Consider the following 16,999-nt stretch of genomic DNA (forward strand, 5'->3'; position numbering starts at 1 on the left):
TGCTAAAGATGAAAAAGAACCCCAAGGTTGCCATTACTGGCTTTGCACTGGAGGCGAATAGCTTTTCGCCAGTTTCTACGAGAGAGGACTTTGAAAAGTCTTGTTGGCATGAGGGCGCCATCATTACCGAACTCGCTCGTCAGACCAGTAATTTGCCCGCAGAGGTGACAGGGTTTTATGCGCGCATGGATGAAAAAGGCGCTTGGACACCGGTGCCCACCATTGTCATTGGTGCCCCGCCCGGGGGGCCTGTCGTCCAAGCAGTATGGACCGAGTTCATGGAAAAACTCGAGAAAAGTCTGCGTGCTGCAATGCCAGTGGATGCCGTATACGTATCGAATCATGGTGCCTCGAGTGCCGAGCATCTCGACGACACTGAGGGCGACATGATGAGCTTGATTCGCCGGATCGTTGGTCCTGACGTGCCTGTGATCGCGACACATGATTTGCATTGCAATGTCTCTGAGCGCACCGTCGATGCCCTGGACGCGCTGATCAGCTACCGCACCAACCCACACGTGGATCAACGCGAACGCGCAGCAGAAGCGGCGGATCTATTAGTGGAAATGTTGAGTGGGATGAAAACACAAAAGGCATTTATCCGGATGCCGATCACGCCACCTTCTGTGACCTTGCTGACTGCGCGCGGTCCCTATGCGGATCTTGTCAAGATGGGCACAGCGATGATGCAAACGCCCACCGAAGGGCCGATTGCCAATGTGTCTGTGTCGGCTGGCTTTGTTTTTTCTGACTTGCCAAAATGTGGCATTACGATCTGTGTGACCTCGCGCGGCGATTTGGCCGCGGCGCAACGTTGCGCGCTCAAGCTCGCCCGCGCCGCGTGGGCAGATCGTGCGCGTTATGTGCCGGACATGCTGGAGATTCCCGAAGCAATAGAAAAAGCTCAACAGACCACCGTACCGCTTTTGTTTGCGGATGTCGCAGACAATCCAGGCGGTGGGGGCCGCGGCAATACATCTTGGCTGCTGGCAGCCTTTAATGCCGCCAAGATTCCCGGTGTGTTATTGGGTGTTTTTATTGATCCTGCGCTTGCGCAACAGGCCCATCAGGCGGGCGAAGGGCGTGAGTTTGATGCGGTGTTCAATGCAACGGAGAGTCAGTTTTCCAAGCGGTTTACGGGTCGCGCACGCGTGCTCAAGCTCACTGACGGAGAGGGCTTGGGTCGCCGTGGCATTTTGCGCGGGAAAAAGTTTTCGTTGGGACCTTCTGCACTGATTGAATTGGTCGACACAGGGACGCGCGTAGTGGTGGGAAGCTTGCGCCGACAACTCTGCGATCCCGCCATGCTTGAAATGCACGGGATTGATATCGCAACGGTCAGGATACTCATCGTCAAGAGTCGAGGTCATTACAGAGCCGGCTTTGACGAGTTTTTTCCTGAGTCACAGATTTTTGACGTCGACAGTCCCGGATTGACAACGCCGAATCTTAAAAACGTGGACTTCAAACGCTTGCCCAGGCCGGTATTTCCGATTGATCAGGACGCCACGTGGACGGAGCCTGCCTGGGCTTGATTGACTAGCGCATGGCAGTGATTGACGGGTAGGGACCATCTGCGAGCGTATGGGTCTCGAGCACCATTCGACTGACTTGGCGGCGACTGATCTTACCTTGTGGATTACGCGGGAGCGTCGAGACGGCCACATAGAGGCGAGGGCGTTTATGTTTTGACATGCCTGCCACGAGTTGCTCGCATGCCTCCTGCCAACCTGCTTGTGTGCCTTCTCCAACGGCGATGATGATCTCTCCCCAGTAGTCCGACGCCAGCGAGGTGACACAAATCTGTCCACACAGAGGATTCGAGGCGAGGTCAGCCTCAATCTCGTCCGGATTGACACGATAGCCACCCGTCTTTATCACATCGGCGACGCGTCCAGTCAAAATCACTCTGCCTGCAGCATCTACGTAACCGAGATCCCCTGTGTTGTGCCAACCCTCAGGCAGGTGCGGTCTGAATCCATTCGCATCAATGAGGCCAGCCGACATGTGCGGAGAGCGCAACCAGACCTCGCCGTGTGGCTCATCCTCTGAAGTCGGCGCTTCGATTTTGATTTCAACGCCAGTCGCCGGCCAGCCCACACAGGCGCCCGGTGGCACATCAGGTTGGTTGAAGTAGGCATGCGTGTCATCACGATCCAGAATCGTAATGGGATTGACACATTCTGACTTGCCGAACGTAATCCGTACTTTTGCGCCGAACATCGCATGGGCGCGCTGATAGAGAGCAGGCGTTAGGGGTTGCGTGCCAGTGAAAACACATCGGACAGAAGGAAATTGTTTGGGTGCCAAGGCACCAGTGATTTTTGCCAAGACAGTGGGTGGTGCAAAAATCGCGGCGAGTGACTGGCTCTCAAGCAAAGGCTCGATTCGATCTATTTGGACCCCATCGTGCAGCACGATCGTGCCACCATGATCCAGCCAAGCAAAGGTCAAAAGTGAAGAGCCATGCACAAAGGGCGTCATCAGCAAGATGCGCGCACCACGCTCGGGCACAAAGGGCAGGGAGGCTTTGAGTAACTGTTCGCCTTGCCAGCGCGCACCATGTGTATAGAGCACGCCCTTGGGCTTGCCTGTCGTGCCGGAGGTAAAGAGAATTCTTCCGGAGGTGTCGCTCTTCACGGCAGGAAGCTGGCTTGGCAGGGAAGCTGTCGCTGTCTGAGAGGTTGTCGCTGCATCGATAAAAGATAACCCCAGCGCAGAGATGCCTTCTTTACGGCTCTGTAGAGAGATGACCTGTTTGAATTGAGCGATTTGCGCACACCACTCGATTTCGTCTTGGGTATAGCTCCAGCTTAAGGGTGTTTCACAGGCTCCCGCCAACCGCACACCATAAGACACCCAGACAGCATCCACGCTATTGGGCATGAGTGTGGCAACAGGGTCGCCGGGTTGAAGGCCTTGCGCGAGCAAGTCTTTAGCCAAAGCGTGCGCGCGGATATTCAGTGCGTTATACGAGAGGGTTTGGTGCTGTCCGTCAATCGCAGCGAGATCGTCGCCAAATCTTTTGGCAAGTGTTTGTAAGCTGTTAGACCACGAAATGGGCATGCTGGCGTGACTGTTCATGGATGTCTGTGTTGTCAGTGATGTTTTGATTGTGTTCACAATATACCCAAGGTTACTATCCGAAATTGTTAATCTATTTGTCTAAAGGGGTTGGTATGAAAAATAACGAACATAACCGCACACGCCGCTCGCTGTTGGGCGTTGCAGGTGTCTCATTGGTGGGCGGTGCCTTAGGCTGGTCTCCTGCCGCCTTGTCGCAAGCAGCTTATCCAAATAAGCCGATCAAGATCGTGATTCCATGGCCTCCTGGACAGGCAACTGATTTAGCGGGCCGTGCAATTGCAGTGGGCATGACCAAGTTACTAGGTCAAACCGTGATCGCCGATAACAAAGCCGGTGCAGGTGGCATGATCGGTACAGATAGTGTGGCGAAGTCGGCACCTGATGGCTACACCTTGCTAGCAGGCTCGAGCGGCCCGCTTTCCGTTGCACCGCTTCTTCAAAAAACAGCCTATGACGCGCAAAAAGATTTCACACCGATCGCAATGGCCGGTTTGTCGCCTTATGTTCTAGTGGTTAACCCCAAGTTCCCTGTTAAGGACATCAAAGAATTCATCGCTTTGGTCAAGGCAAATCCTGGCAAATATACGTTTGCTTCCTCTGGAACTGGTGCAACTGCGCATTTGGTTGCTGAAGCCTTTAACGCAGCATTAGGTCTCAACGCTGTCCACGTCCCATATAAGGGTTCTTCCCCCGCATTGTCTGATGTGTTGGCGGGTCGTGTCGATTACTGCCTTGAGACAGCGGCTGCAACAATGCCATTTGTGCGCGATGGTCGTCTGAAAGCGCTGGGTGTTTCTCTTGAGAAAGGCAGCATCGTGGCGCCTGGCGTGCCCGCGATTGCGACCGCTGCCAATATACCCGGCTTCAATTTGGGTGCGTGGATTGGTTTGATGGGTCCGGCAGGGATGCCAAAAAATGTAGTGGTCACTCTGGAAAAAGCAATGCGCGAGATTATGGCAACGAAAGAATCGCGCGATGTGTTTGAGCGAAGCGGATTAGAGCCCCAGTTCAGAGAGGGTTCTGACTTCTTGGCCTATCTTGAAAGCACACGTGTCCAGTTCACCGATGTGATTAAGAAAAACAACATTAAAATCGATCCGACCTGATAATTAATATCCGGATTGATTTATTTTGGGTAAATGCCCCGCCTTGGTTTTAAGGTGGGGTTTTTTTTAGTGCCCGCATGCAGTGTTTGGATAAGAATTATCAAGTCTGTTCTCAGGGTAAGTGCTTTGACAAAAGTCACCTTGAATAGAATAGAATGGACCACCAAATGATTGAAAAAAAGGTTCAGACAAATGACCGGGGAAGCGAGATGAGTGAAATGCGTTTTGAACAGCCCAAAACAGCCGAGGCGGCGGCCGCGTTGCTAGCAGGCACCCAAGGTTTGGCCAAGGTGTTATCCGGCGGAACCGACCTGATGATTCACATGCGTAATGGCAACGTGAAACCAGAGTTGGTCCTCGACGTCAAAGGGATTGCCGAGATGAATACGATCGCCGTTGAAGACGGCGGTTATCGTTTTGGAGCTGCTGTTTCCTGCATGCAGCTTCTTGAAAACAAGGCGTTCGCAGCGACATGGCCTGGTGTGATTGATGGCGCCAACCTTGTGGGCTCTGTGCAAGTGCGTGGCCGTGCAACGGTTGCTGGTAACTTGTGCAATGCCTCTCCCGCCGCCGACACTGTGCCTGCGATGATTGCAGCTGGTGCCATCGCCCGCGTGGTCGGCCCGAATGGACGTCGTGAAGTTCCCGTCGAGGAGATTCCTGTTTCTCCTGGAAAAACGTCCCTCACCAAGGGCGAGTTTATTGTTTCGTTTTTCCTGCCCAAGCGTGCGCCTCGTTCGGGTGATGCGTATTTGCGCTTTACGCCACGCTCAGAAATGGATATTGCGGTAGTGGGTGTTGGATTGAATTTAACCCTCGACGCAAGTGGTACTTGTACAGACGCGCGTGTCAGCCTCGGTGCTGTGGCAGAGCGCGCTTTATTGGTACCAGAGGCTGCAGCAGCCTTGATCGGTACCAAGGTCGATGAAGCGGCACTCACGAAATTAGCTGCAGCAGCAAGCGCTGCAGCCCGTCCAATTGACGACAAGCGTGGCACCAAGGTGTTCCGTATCAAATTAGCAGGTGTACTGGCTCGCCGTGCGGCAGAGAAAGCACTGAGCAGAGCGAAGGGGAATTAAGCAATGTCAAAGCAACACGTAACAACCGTCATTAACGGTGATCCAGTTGAGTTTTTGTGCGCCACCAATCAATCGCTGCTCGATGTGCTGCGCAATGACCTGAATATGACAGGTACCAAAGAAGGTTGTGGCACAGGTGACTGTGGCGCTTGCAGCGTGACACTAGATGGTCGCCTGGTCTGCTCCTGTTTAGTCCTGGGTGTCGAGGCGCAAGGCAAGTCCATTCAGACGATCGAAGGCATGGCCAACGGTGAGCATCTGCATGTCTTGCAGCAAAAGTTTTTGGAGCATGCTGCCTTGCAATGCGGCATTTGTACACCTGGATTTTTGGTCGCAGCACGCTCCTTGCTCGAGCGCAATCCCGATCCAACTGAAGAAGAAGTCCGCTTCTGGCTCGCCGGTAATCTGTGCCGTTGCACGGGCTACAACAAAATCATCGAAGCGGTGCTGGATGCCGCGCGCGAATTGCGGGGAGCCTAATCATGCTGACAAACACTAAAAAAACCGAACAGACATTTAAATCCGTGGGTACGAGCCCCATCCGTCCCGATGGTGTGCCAAAAGTCACCGGAATGGCTCAGTACGGCGCGGACTATTCCTTGCCAGGCATGTTGTGGGCCAAGATCCTACGCTCACCGCACGCCCATGCACGCATCCGTTCGATCAACACTTCAAAGGCCGAGGCACTGCCTGGCGTCAAGGCCGTTCTGACTTCAGCGGATCTGCCTAATCAGCCCTTCGATTACATCGGACCCGAGCGCGTTGCAGTGAACTACTGGCACATGACGCGTAACATTTTGGCGCGTGAGAAAGCTTTATATGAAGGTCATGCGATTGCCGCTGTTGCGGCAACCACTGCAGCGATTGCCGCTGAAGCGATCGCCCTGATCGAAGTTGACTATGAAGTCTTGCCTCACGTCATCGATGTGGATGAGGCCATGCAGCCTGATGCGCCTGTGCTGTTCGAAGACATGATCACACGTGGTGTCGAACCCGCACCGACCAAACCCTCGAACATCACTAAGCGTCTTGAGTTCAAAGTGGGTGATTTGGACGCAGGCTTTGCCGCTGCCGATGAAATCGTTGAGATGAGCTTCAAAACGGCCGCCGTGCACCAAGGCTACATTGAGCCGCACTCATGCTTGGCCCGCTACGGAGCCGATGGTCAATGTGAGTTGTGGTCGGCCAGCCAAGGTCACTTTGTGGTGCGTGCTTACACAGCCAAGCTGTTGGGCATGGAGATCGGTAACTTGGTGGTTCACCCTGCCGAGATTGGTGGCGGTTTCGGTGGCAAGACTGTGGTCTATGTCGAGCCTATCGCTGTGGCCCTATCACGCAAGACCGGTCACCCAGTCAAGATCATGATGAGCCGCGAAGATGTCTTCAAAGCGACAGGTCCGACCTCTGGTGGATCGATGACTGTCAAGATTGGCGTCAAAAAAGACGGCACGATCGTCGCAGCCGATGGCGTGTTCAAGCTCCAGGCGGGTGCCTTCCCCGGCTCTCCTGTGATGAATGCGGCGATGTGCGCTTTTGCGCCCTACATCATTCCTAACGTTCGTACCGTCGGCTTTGATGTTGTCAGCAATCGTCCAAAATCTGCCGCCTATCGTGCGCCAGGTTCACCGATTTCTGCATTTGGCGTGGAAAGCGTGCTGGATATCTTGGCTCAAAAAATTGGTATGGATCCTTTAAAGCTGCGACTGAAAAATGCAGTCAAAGCAGGTTCGCCTACACCTTATGGTCCTAAGCATTCGCATGATGGCTATGCTGAAACGATCCAGGCTTTGCTCGATCACCCCGAATACAACAAACCCCTTGGCAAAAACCAGGGGCGCGGTGTGGCCTCTGGTTTCTGGTTCAACGGTGGTGGCGAGTCGACCGCGTCGATCCACATCAACGAAGATGGCACCGTCGTGTTAGCCACAGGCAGTATGGACGTAGGTGGTTCGCGTGCCTCGATGGCGTTGATGGCTGCTGAGACGCTTGGCGTGCCTTATGCGTCTGTGCGCTCAACCGTAGCCGATACCGCTTCGATTGGGTATAACCATGTCACAGGTGGTTCCCGCGTGACTTACGCAACGGGTCTGGCTGTCGTCGAAGCCTGCAACAAGATTATTGAGCAACTGCGTTTGCGTGCCTCGATCATGTGGGATGTCGATGTTAAAGGCGTTGTCTGGGAGGACGGTTTTGCCAAGCCTGCTGACAAGAGCGTGGGCGAGTTTGAGCCTCTGTCACTCAAGGCCATCGCAGCCAAGCGTGCCGTGACAGGTGGACCAATCGTGACCGAAGCGGCTGTCAACGCGGGCGGTCAGGCGCCAGGCTTTTCGACACAGTTTTGCGATGTCGAAGTCGATCCCGAAACAGGTGCAGTCAAGATCCTGCGCTTTGTTGCCGCACAAGACGTCGGTCGCGCCATTCATCCCAAGTATTGCGAAGGTCAGATTCATGGTGGCGTGGTGCAGGGTATTGGTTGGGCGCTCAACGAAGAATACATTTACGACAAGCAGGGCCGTCTGTCGAATGCAGGCTTCCTTGACTACCGTATTCCCGTTGCGTCAGACCTGCCGATGATCGAGGCGATTTTGGTTGAAGTGCCTAATCCGAACCACCCCTATGGAGTGAAAGGTGTGGGCGAGGCCAATATCGTGCCCCCCATGGCGGCAATCGCGAATGCGATTCAGCGTGCAACGGGCAAGCGTTTGACTGAGTTGCCGATGTCGCCGCCGAAAGTATTGGCTGCAATTGATGCAGGCTAAGTCAAAGACTCACGCGTAGGCTCACGTGCAAACCGACATGCAAGCAGTAGCGCCTCAAACCGTCCGGGTCATGTTGACCGGCGGTTTTAGTCGGCGCTATACCGACGGCATACGCGAGTTTGAGATCGAAGCACGAACGGTCCGTGGTGTGATTAGCGCCATGGATCGTTTATATCCTGGGCTGGGTGAGCACCTTGAAGAGGAAACTTCCCTGGCCGTCAATGGCGTCATCCACGAAGTGGTTTACACGCAGATTATTCCTGCGGATGCCGAAGTGTTTTTCATACCTCGTATCGAGGGCGGTTAATTCCCCATGAATGTAGAAAAAATCAATCAGGCTGTGGCCCAACTGCTACCTGCCTGGAAAGCGCACGCGCGTCTCGATGGCTTGGCGCCTCAGTGTCGTCCGACGAGCCGCACAGAGGGCTATCAGATTCAATACGCCTTATTTGAGGCAACAGGTGAGCCCGCGCTGGGCTGGAAAATCGCAGCGACCAGTGTTGCTGGTCAGCAGCATATTGGCGTAAGTGGACCGTTGGCTGGACGCTTGTCCGCGAGCCGATGTTTGGCCGATAACAGCGAGTTATCTCTCGAGCGAAATTATATGTGCGTGATCGAGGCTGAATTCGCCTTTCTGATGGGACGGGATGTGGGTCGTGAGCTTGCTGCGGGAGTAGATCGCCAAGATGCGTCACTCACGATGGCGCAAGTGATGGACTGTGTTGCTGGCTTGCACATTGCGATCGAGGTTCCTAATTCTCGTTATGTTGATTTTGTGGGTGCAGGAGAAGCACAACTTATTGCTGATTTTGCCTGTGCTTGCAACGTGGTGTTAGGTCCTCGCGCACCTGATGAGTGGCGTAATACGGACTTGAGCCAACATGCCGTGACTGTCCGTCGAAACAACGAAATTGTCGCGACAGGATCCGGTGCTAATGTTTTAGGTGACCCAAGGATAGGGCTGACGTGGCTTGCCAATGAGTTGTTGTCGCAGGGACAACAACTCAAGGCCGGCGAGGTGGTGATGACGGGTACTTGCGTAGTGCCAGTTCCCGTTGCGGCAGGTGATGCGATGACCGCGGATTTTGGCGCGTTTGGTCAAGTTCACGCACGCTTCAGAGCCTAGGGCCGATAAGAGGTTCGGCTCGATAAAGACCTCAAGCTGAATGCTCGAGGTCTTTTTTATTTAAGCCGCAACAGGCGCTTTTTGTGCGCCTCTGATCAGCTTGCCTGGAAGTTTGCCTGTGTGTGTGCCATTCTGATAGGTCACGACGCCTGAGACGATGGTGGCGCGATAGCCCTCAGCGGCTTGACCCAAGCGTCTGCCACCAGCGGGTAAGTCATAAACGATTTTGGGTGCATGGAGTTTCAGCCCCTCAAAGTCAATAATATTGACGTCCGCTTTGTAACCGGGCCGCAAGACACCACGATCATTGAGTCCAACCGTTGCAGCCGTGTCCTGCGTCTGCCATTTGACCAAGAGCTCAAGCGGAATTCTCTCGCCGCGGCTGCGATCACGTGCCCAATGTGTCAGCAGATAGGTCGGGAAGCTCGCGTCGCAGATAAAACCATAGTGTGCGCCGCCATCACTCAGACCGGGCACGGTGTCGCGATCCATCAGCATTTCACGTAACACTTCGTGGTCGCGATCCGCGTAGTTATAGAGCGGGCGATAAAGCATTGCCGTGCCATCGTTTTCCAGCAAATAGTCATACGCGAAGGCGGTGGGATCTACACCAGCACGTTCCGCACGCGCTGCGATGCTGTCCTCAGGCTTGGGCTCGTAGTCTGGTGGGTCACCGAGTGGGTAGAGGTTGTCAAAGTTCGCTACGCGGCGCTTGTACATCGCTTCGCCGTGTTCTTCGGACAAAATCTTGGCGCGGATTTCTGGATCGCGTAGTTTTTTCAGGCGCTCCTCTGGGCTCAGACTGCGCAAGGCTTCAAAGCTCGGGAGTTGCGTAAAAGGGCAAAGTGATAACGCAAAGCTCAGAATCAAAGCGACCGGACGTGCGCCGACTTGTGCTTTCATTTTCAAGCCCGCATCGGTGGCCGCATGCATATGCTCCATCACGCGACGCCAGCGATCTGGCAAGTGTTCGTGTTGCAGCAGCGTGAGTGAAAGGGGACGACCCGAGGTCTCGACAATTCGGCGCAACATGGCGAACTCTTCGTCGACATCATCAAAGTCAGTCACAAGTTGAAGCACGCCAAGACCTGCCTCGCCGAGACCTTTTGCGATGGCAGTCAGTTCACCTTCGGCCGCGCCCAAGGAGGGTGTCGGACTACCATCACTACTGCGATGCAAAATGGTGCGTGAGGTGGAGAAACCCAGGGCCCCGGCTTTGATGGCTTCGACTGCGAGAGCAGCCATCTTGGATCGATCTTCTTCAGTCGAGGGTTCGCGCTTGGCGCCTCGATCTCCCATGACGTTGATGCGCAGCGGCGCATGGCCGATTTGTGTCGCCACATCAATATCAAATTCGCGTGCTTCTAATGCATCAAGATATTCTGGAAACGTACTCCAGTTCCAAGGCAGGCCTTCATCCAGCACCACGCCAGGAATGTCCTCAACGCCTTCCATGAGTTTCATGGTGATGTCGCGATGTTCTTGTTTACAGGGCGCGAAGCCCACGCCACAGTTTCCCATCACAACAGTCGTCACACCAAGCTGCGAAGAGGAGGCAACGTTGTTGCTCCAAGTCACCTGTCCATCATAATGGGTGTGAATATCGACAAAACCAGGCGTCACTAGCATGCCCTTGGCATCAATTTCTCGGTCGGCGCTGCCCGTGACCTGACCGACCTCTGCGATCAGACCATCCACGATTTTGATGTCACCGACGAACGGCTTGCCGCCAGTGCCATCGACGATGGTGCCGTGACGAATAATGAGAGAGCCTGTGTGTGCCATGAGAAGATGTAAGAAGTGTGATGAGACAAGTCTCAGTTGTACTCACCACACGCAGGCATGTCAAGCCAGCCGTTTATATACTGATTTGGCAACAGAGTTTTAGGTCACAGCCTCTCATGACTGCTCAGGCACTTGGGCGATGACTTGTGCCACGGCTGCAGTCAGTTTCTTGGCATAGGGAACATGCAGAAACTCATTGGGACCATGAGCATTGGACTGAGGTCCCAGCACCCCACAGACCATCATTTGTGCTTTGGGAAAGCCCGTGCTGAGCAATTTCATCAACGGAATCGTGCCGCCTTGGCCGATAAAGCCGACTGGGGCTTTAAAGTGAGCCAAGCTGGCATCGTTAAGCGCCTGCTCAAACCAGGGCGCCGTGCTCGGTGCATTCCAGCCGCTTGAGGTACTTTCAGAATGGAAGGTGACCTTGGCTTGATAGGGGGCATTATCCTCAAGCAATGTTTTCAGTTCTGCTACGGCGGCCGCCGCATCGATCAGTGGGGGCAGTCTCAGGCTAAGCTTAAAGGCCGTATAGGGACGCAGCACGTTGCCAGCATCTTTGAGAGCAGGAAAGCCTTCAGCACCCGTAACGCTTAAGGTCGGTTTCCAAGTGCGTCTGATCAAGGCTTCAACAGGGTCGAGTGTCGTTGGGAGTGCGACCAAACTTGAACCACCACAATCGTGATGTGCCCAAGGAAAGCGCTTGTAGATGGCATCGCCTAAGATGCCTGCCGTTGCTCGCGCTTGAGCCAGACGCTCGGGCGGGATCTCGCAGTGAAAGCTCTTGGGTAGCAACCGACCCGTTTCACTGTCCTCAAGACGATCCAGCACATGGCGCATGATTCGAAAGCTCGAAGGCACGAGTCCAGAGGCGTCGCCCGAGTGGATGCCTTCCGTCAAAATTTCGACCTTTAGCACACCGGCCGCCATACCGCGCAAACTCGTCGTCAGCCAGAGTTGATCGTAATTGCCGGCACCACTGTCCAAACAAATCACTAGTCCGACATCGCCCAAGCGTGTCTTGAGCACATCGATGTAGGGCAGCAAATCCGGCGAGCCACTTTCTTCGCAGGTTTCAATCAAACCCACGATCCGCGGGTGGGCGATCTTTTGCTCTTTGAGTGCCTGGATTGCTGTAATGGCAGCATAGGCTGCGTAGCCATCATCCGCACCACCACGGCCATATAACTTGCCGTCGAGATACTTTGGTGTCCAAGGGCCGAGGCCATTGCGCCAGCCATCAAACTCAGGTTGTTTGTCCAGATGACCATACATCAAGACCGTCTGACTATTCGCGCTTTGCGAGCGCGTAGACGCCACCTCAAAAAACAGGACAGGTGTGCGACCAGGCAGTCGAATGATCTCCAGCTTGAGACCCGCGACTTTTTGCGCTTCGATCCAGGCGGACGTGCGCTCAATGACCTTGTCCAAATAACCTGCCTGTGCCCAGTTGGCATCAAAGGCGGGTGATTTGGCGGGAATCTCGATGTAGTCACTGATTTGACCCACCAGATCGTCATCCCACGCTTGACTCACCGAGGTCAGGACTTGTGCGGTATCGAGCATCGGGACGGGAGCATTCATTGTTTTTCCTTAACCTTGAGGCGCCATGCATGCAGCAGAGGTTCTGTGTAGCCGCTCGGTTGCTCGAGACCCTTGAGGACCAAGTCACGGGCGGCGCGATAGGCATAAGAGTCTTCAAAGTTCGGCGCCATCGGCTGATAGAGCGGATCTCCGGCATTTTGGCCATCAACGACTTTGGCCATACGCTGCAAGGTCTCGTGCACTTGGGCTTCGGTCACAATGCCGTGCAGCAACCAGTTGGCGATGTGCTGACTGGAAATACGCAGCGTCGCGCGGTCTTCCATTAGACCTACGTTATGGATGTCGGGGACTTTTGAACAACCCACACCTTGATCAATCCAGCGAACGACGTAACCCAAAATGCCTTGAGCATTGTTGTCCAGCTCCTGTTGAATCTCGGTCGCACTCCAGTTTGGTTTGACAGCCACGGGAACCTGAAGGATTTCACCCAGCAGTCGATCAATCTCTGCTGGGGCATCAACTTTTTCAAGGGCAGTCTGTACGTCTGCGACACTGACTTGATGGTAGTGCAGGGCATGCAGAGTCGCGGCAGTTGGGGAGGGAACCCACGCAGTATTTGCACCTGCTTTGGGATGGGCGATCTTCTGTTCAAGCATCGCTGCCATCAGATCTGGCATGGCCCACATCCCTTTACCGATCTGCGCACGTCCACGCAGTCCGCAGGCTAAGCCCGTCAACACGTTGCTGCGTTCGTAAGCCGACAGCCAGGCACTGGATTTCATGTCGCCTTTGCGGATCATCGGACCGGCATGCATTGCGGTATGCATTTCATCGCCTGTGCGGTCCAAAAAGCCTGTGTTGATAAAAGCTACGCGCGCGGGAGCTTCAGAGATACACGCTTTAAGGTTGACACTAGTGCGACGTTCCTCGTCCATGATGCCAAGCTTGACTGTGTTGGGCGCCAGACCGAGCATGCCCTCTACGCGACCGAAGAGTTGGTTGGCGAAGGCAACTTCGGCAGGACCATGCATTTTTGGTTTAACGATGTAGACCGAACCTGTGCGTGAGTTGCCATATTTATGCGCTTGATTGCGCTTGAGATCATGCAGCGCAATCGTGACGGTCACTACGGCATCCAGGATGCCTTCAAAAATTTCCTGACCCTTGCCATCGAGAATGGCGGGATTGGTCATCAAGTGTCCCACGTTGCGCAGAAACAGCAAGGAGCGGCCGTGCAAAGTCACTACGCCATCTTTCGCCTGCTTGGCACCTGCAGCCGCCGTGTAATGACGATCCTGATTGAGAGTTCGCTCAAACGTCTGACCACCTTTGGTGACGCTCTCCACGAGCGTGCCTTTCAGGATACCGAGCCAGTTGCGATAGGCAAGCACCTTGTCGTCAGCATCGACGACGGCGACGGAGTCTTCGAGATCGAGAATGGTGGAGAGTGCCGCCTCAAGCACGATGTCGTTGACGCCAGCGGGATCGTCTTTGCCAATACCTTTGCTGGCATCGATTTGAATGTCGATATGCAAGCCGTTGTTCATCAGCAAAATAGAGGAGGGTGCGGTCTCAGCGCCTTGGTAACCGACAAATTTTTCCGGTGCTGCCAATGCAGTCACCGAGCCGTCCTTGAGCGTGACAACAAGCTGTCCGTTTTTAACGCGATAGGATTGAACGTCTGCATGCGAGCCTTTGGCAAGCTGGGCAGATTGATCGAGAAACTGCCTGCCGAAAGCGATCACTTTGGCGCCACGAATCGGGTTGTAACCACCCGCTCTAGTGGCACCCTCCGTCTCAGCGATCGCGTCTGTGCCGTACAGTGCGTCGTAGAGTGAACCCCAGCGGGCGTTTGCGGCATTCAAGGCGTAACGGGCATTCAGCACGGGCACGACAAGTTGCGGTCCGGCCTGAAGCGCCAACTCTGCATCAACATTTGTCGTGGTAGCTCGGGCGTTAACCGGTACGGGAGCTAGATAACCGATTTTTGTCAGAAAGGCACGATAGGCCTGCATGTCTTGAATCGGTCCGGGGTGTTTGCGGTGCCAGCTGTCCATCTCTGTTTGCAGACGATCACGCTCTGCCAACAGTGCTGTGTTCACAGGTGTCAGGTCATGCACCAGTGCATCAAAGCCCTTCCAAAAACTCGCACTGTCGATCCCAGAGTCAGGTAACACCTCTGTTTCGATAAATTGATACAAAGGTGTCGCGACGTTGAGACGATGGCAAACTGTACGAGCAGTCATATTGGCTAGACCTCAGAGAAATTCGGTTTGTGAAAAACTGATCACATAGTTTACCGATTTCTCACACAAAAGATCGTATAGCGCCCTTGATGACGTCTTTTGAAATGCCCAGCCCCCAAGCAGCCGCAATGGCTGCCAATACTTCGCCTGTCGCAGGCGCTTGAAGACGATGATCCGTGTGGTTCAGCTCATTCATTGTCATGAACGCTTGCTGCGATGCACCATCGGCGAGCATGATGGTGTTTTGCTCAAGGAAGACCGCTCGCTTACCCTCGGCACGATGTGCCGCGATGACGGGCGAATCAGGCAACATGCTGTAAAAGGTGATGGAGCCATCACAATATTGCGTCATGGTCGCGACATTGGCATCGTCTGCATTGAGGACGCCAACGCCATGGGGCCAGACCACATCGACTTGGCAGCGGTAGACCTTAACCAGATCTTCAGCTGTCTCAAAGGCGTGATAGGCCACCTCGGGTTGTTTAAACGCCTCCGAGTAAACAATATTCGTGACGACTCCGACTGTGCAGCGGTCGTAGGCAAGACCTTTTGTCAGGATTTCCATTCCGTCATTTTCAATCACAGCGGCTTCGACTTCGCGGTTCAGTAGCAAGCGTCTGGCCTGATCCCAGTTTGCTGCATTGCCTGCGAAAAGTTGACGCGAGCCGACAGACAGTCCGTTCGTGTTCGCCAAGCCTGTGCGCCAGCCATGCGCATTAAGAATATGATTGATCAAACGTGCAATTTGAGTGGTACCGTGACTACCGGTGACCCCAACGAGAGGAATGCTGCCGTTTTCGTCTTCGGGGAAAATATGATTGATGATCGCGTGACCGACAGGCCGTGATAAACCCTCGGCTGGCTTGAGGTGCATGAGCAGACCAGGGCCTGCATTGACCTCAACAATCGCACCACCTTGAGAATGCAAGGGCTTGGAGATGTCCTCTGCGACCAAGTCAATACCCGCGACATCCAGTCCGACTGCTTTTGCCGCCAACGCAGCCATCGCGACCACTTCAGGATGGACATCATCCGTGCAATCGAAAGCCACGTTGCCATTGCGCTGAATCAGCACTTCGCGCCCGGCCGGGATGACACTTTCAGAGTCAAAGCCTTGTCGGGTGAGTTCGAGGCGGGCGGCAGAGTCGATCCGCACAGGGTTTAAAGGTTGATCTTCACCTCGACCTCTGCGCGGATCAGAATTAATCTGGCTCGCAATGAGTTCCAATACGGTTTGTTGACCATCACCCACCACGCTGGCGGTTTGCCCTTTTGCCGCTGCGGCGAGTTTACCGCCGACGATTAACAGGCGGTGCTCATTACCGCGAATAAAACGTTCGACCAGCACGCCCGATCCTTCATCGACAGCTACGTCGTAGGCGGCTTCGATCTCTGCGCGGGTCTCAAGGTTGATAAACACTCCGCGACCATGATTGCCATCAACAGGTTTGACTACGACGGGTAAACCGAGGTCTTGTGCGGCCTCCCAAGCATCTGCGGCGCTGTCGACGGCTCTGCCATTTGGAATCGGTACGCCGCAGGTTTCGAGGATCTCTTTGGTGAGACTCTTGTCGCGCGAAATGGTCTCAGCGATTGCACTTGTCTGATCCGTTTCAGCGGTCCAGATGCGTCGCTGTTTGGCACCGTAGCCAAACTGAACGAGGTTGCCTTGGCTGAGCCGAATGGCTGGGATTGTGCGTTCGTCTGCGGCGAGCACCATTGAGGCGGTACTGGGTCCTAAGCAAAGGTCTTGAGCGATATCTCTGAGTTTTTCAAGTTCGCCCTCTAAGTCATAGGGCAGATCATCAATCGCGGCCATCACTAGATCTCGACCCATATAGAGTGCTGCAAGTGTGACTTTCTCTTCCCAGCCGCTGACCATGACTTTGTAGACGCCACGTGTTTCCGTCTCGCGGGCTCGACCAAAGCCATAACCCGGCACACCCGCCAAGTCTTGAAGCGCGAGTGTCACGTGCTCCAAAATGTGGCAAGGCCACGTGCCTTCTTTGAGTCGCATCAAAAAACCGCCGCGCACGCCTGGGCTGCAGCGGTGCTCGATCAAACTTGGGAGCCAGTCTGTCAGGCGCTCGTAAAGGCCTGGAACCGTATCGGAGGGGCTGTCTTCAAGGTCACCAATATCGATGACGGCCTCAATAATGGCGCAGTAAGTCCAGATATTTGGACCACGCAAGTAGGTGGTACTTTTGATAACGATGTCGCGCGTGTTCATGAGCAGAAAACCTTGATGACCAAGCGCTTATTATCA

At 54.4% G+C, this 16,999-nt stretch carries 11 protein-coding genes and 1 pseudogene; 7 read left to right on the forward strand and 5 right to left on the reverse strand.

The features are described from left to right. Positions 1 to 8: 8 nt before the first annotated feature. Entirely contained in the window at positions 9 to 1,535 is a 1,527-nt protein-coding gene (locus WBJ47_RS14965; protein WP_422243213.1) for a M81 family metallopeptidase, read from the forward strand. Positions 1,536 to 1,539: 4 nt separating this feature from the next. Here the strand turns inward: WBJ47_RS14965 and WBJ47_RS14970 are convergent, their stop codons facing one another. After that, complete coding sequence (locus WBJ47_RS14970; protein WP_422243214.1) at positions 1,540 to 3,084, reverse strand: class I adenylate-forming enzyme family protein; 1,545 nt, start codon at positions 3,082 to 3,084, stop codon at positions 1,540 to 1,542. A 95-nt stretch (positions 3,085 to 3,179) separates the two neighbouring features. Here WBJ47_RS14970 and WBJ47_RS14975 point away from each other — a divergent pair, with 95 nt between their 5' ends. The 6 genes from WBJ47_RS14975 (at position 3,180) to WBJ47_RS15000 (ending at position 9,157) form a co-directional block, all read left to right on the forward strand. Next, on the forward strand, positions 3,180 to 4,193 hold the full coding sequence (locus WBJ47_RS14975) for a Bug family tripartite tricarboxylate transporter substrate binding protein (RefSeq protein ID WP_422243215.1): 1,014 nt from the start codon (positions 3,180 to 3,182) through the stop codon (positions 4,191 to 4,193). Positions 4,194 to 4,360: 167 nt separating this feature from the next. Next, positions 4,361 to 5,272, forward strand: a complete 912-nt coding sequence (locus WBJ47_RS14980) for an FAD binding domain-containing protein (RefSeq protein WP_422243216.1) — start codon at positions 4,361 to 4,363, stop codon at positions 5,270 to 5,272. A 3-nt stretch (positions 5,273 to 5,275) separates the two neighbouring features. Beyond that, complete coding sequence (locus WBJ47_RS14985) at positions 5,276 to 5,752, forward strand: (2Fe-2S)-binding protein (protein WP_290241310.1); 477 nt, start codon at positions 5,276 to 5,278, stop codon at positions 5,750 to 5,752. A gap of 2 nt (positions 5,753 to 5,754) precedes the next feature. Next, positions 5,755 to 8,031, forward strand: coding sequence for a xanthine dehydrogenase family protein molybdopterin-binding subunit (locus tag WBJ47_RS14990; protein ID WP_422243217.1), 2,277 nt, complete (start codon positions 5,755 to 5,757; stop codon positions 8,029 to 8,031). A gap of 37 nt (positions 8,032 to 8,068) precedes the next feature. Then, positions 8,069 to 8,338, forward strand: a complete 270-nt coding sequence (locus WBJ47_RS14995) for a hypothetical protein (protein WP_422243218.1) — start codon at positions 8,069 to 8,071, stop codon at positions 8,336 to 8,338. Between the two features lie 6 nt (positions 8,339 to 8,344). Next, positions 8,345 to 9,157 (forward strand): 2-keto-4-pentenoate hydratase, encoded by an 813-nt coding sequence (locus WBJ47_RS15000; protein WP_422243219.1) that lies wholly within the window; start codon positions 8,345 to 8,347, stop codon positions 9,155 to 9,157. A 60-nt stretch (positions 9,158 to 9,217) separates the two neighbouring features. Here the strand turns inward: WBJ47_RS15000 and WBJ47_RS15005 are convergent, their stop codons facing one another. The 4 genes and pseudogenes from WBJ47_RS15005 to cphA form a co-directional block, all read right to left on the reverse strand. Beyond that, positions 9,218 to 10,942: an N-acyl-D-amino-acid deacylase family protein gene (locus WBJ47_RS15005; protein WP_422243220.1), complete on the reverse strand. Its 1,725-nt coding sequence runs from the start codon at positions 10,940 to 10,942 to the stop codon at positions 9,218 to 9,220. A 114-nt stretch (positions 10,943 to 11,056) separates the two neighbouring features. Further along, the gene (locus WBJ47_RS15010; protein WP_422243221.1) at positions 11,057 to 12,526 is read right to left on the reverse strand and encodes a M20/M25/M40 family metallo-hydrolase; all 1,470 of its coding nucleotides are present in this window, start codon (positions 12,524 to 12,526) and stop codon (positions 11,057 to 11,059) included. Then, positions 12,523 to 14,733, reverse strand: a complete 2,211-nt coding sequence (locus tag WBJ47_RS15015; protein WP_422243222.1) for a malate synthase G — start codon at positions 14,731 to 14,733, stop codon at positions 12,523 to 12,525. The genes WBJ47_RS15010 and WBJ47_RS15015 overlap by 4 nt, the downstream gene beginning before the upstream one ends. Positions 14,734 to 14,800: 67 nt before the next feature. Then, positions 14,801 to 16,963, reverse strand: a pseudogene (gene cphA / locus WBJ47_RS15020) (cyanophycin synthetase); the annotation flags it as partial. Positions 16,964 to 16,999 lie beyond the last annotated feature (36 nt).

The organism is Zwartia sp. (assembly GCF_049655405.1).
In the GTDB taxonomy this organism is placed as follows: domain Bacteria; phylum Pseudomonadota; class Gammaproteobacteria; order Burkholderiales; family Burkholderiaceae_B; genus Zwartia.

What these genes read in the sequence shown, in the direction of transcription:
- WBJ47_RS15000 (WP_422243219.1), top strand. Translation starts at nt 8,345, where the DNA reads ATGAATGTAGAAAAAATCAATCAGGCTGTGGCCCAACTGCTACCTGCC.
- WBJ47_RS14965 (WP_422243213.1), top strand. Translation starts at nt 9, where the DNA reads ATGAAAAAGAACCCCAAGGTTGCCATTACTGGCTTTGCACTGGAGGCG.
- WBJ47_RS15015 (WP_422243222.1), bottom strand. Translation starts at nt 14,733, where the DNA reads ATGACTGCTCGTACAGTTTGCCATCGTCTCAACGTCGCGACACCTTTG.
- WBJ47_RS15005 (WP_422243220.1), bottom strand. Translation starts at nt 10,942, where the DNA reads ATGGCACACACAGGCTCTCTCATTATTCGTCACGGCACCATCGTCGAT.
- WBJ47_RS15010 (WP_422243221.1), bottom strand. Translation starts at nt 12,526, where the DNA reads ATGAATGCTCCCGTCCCGATGCTCGATACCGCACAAGTCCTGACCTCG.
- WBJ47_RS14980 (WP_422243216.1), top strand. Translation starts at nt 4,361, where the DNA reads ATGATTGAAAAAAAGGTTCAGACAAATGACCGGGGAAGCGAGATGAGT.
- WBJ47_RS14975 (WP_422243215.1), top strand. Translation starts at nt 3,180, where the DNA reads ATGAAAAATAACGAACATAACCGCACACGCCGCTCGCTGTTGGGCGTT.
- WBJ47_RS14970 (WP_422243214.1), bottom strand. Translation starts at nt 3,084, where the DNA reads ATGAACAGTCACGCCAGCATGCCCATTTCGTGGTCTAACAGCTTACAA.
- WBJ47_RS14990 (WP_422243217.1), top strand. Translation starts at nt 5,755, where the DNA reads ATGCTGACAAACACTAAAAAAACCGAACAGACATTTAAATCCGTGGGT.
- WBJ47_RS14995 (WP_422243218.1), top strand. Translation starts at nt 8,069, where the DNA reads ATGCAAGCAGTAGCGCCTCAAACCGTCCGGGTCATGTTGACCGGCGGT.
- WBJ47_RS14985 (WP_290241310.1), top strand. Translation starts at nt 5,276, where the DNA reads ATGTCAAAGCAACACGTAACAACCGTCATTAACGGTGATCCAGTTGAG.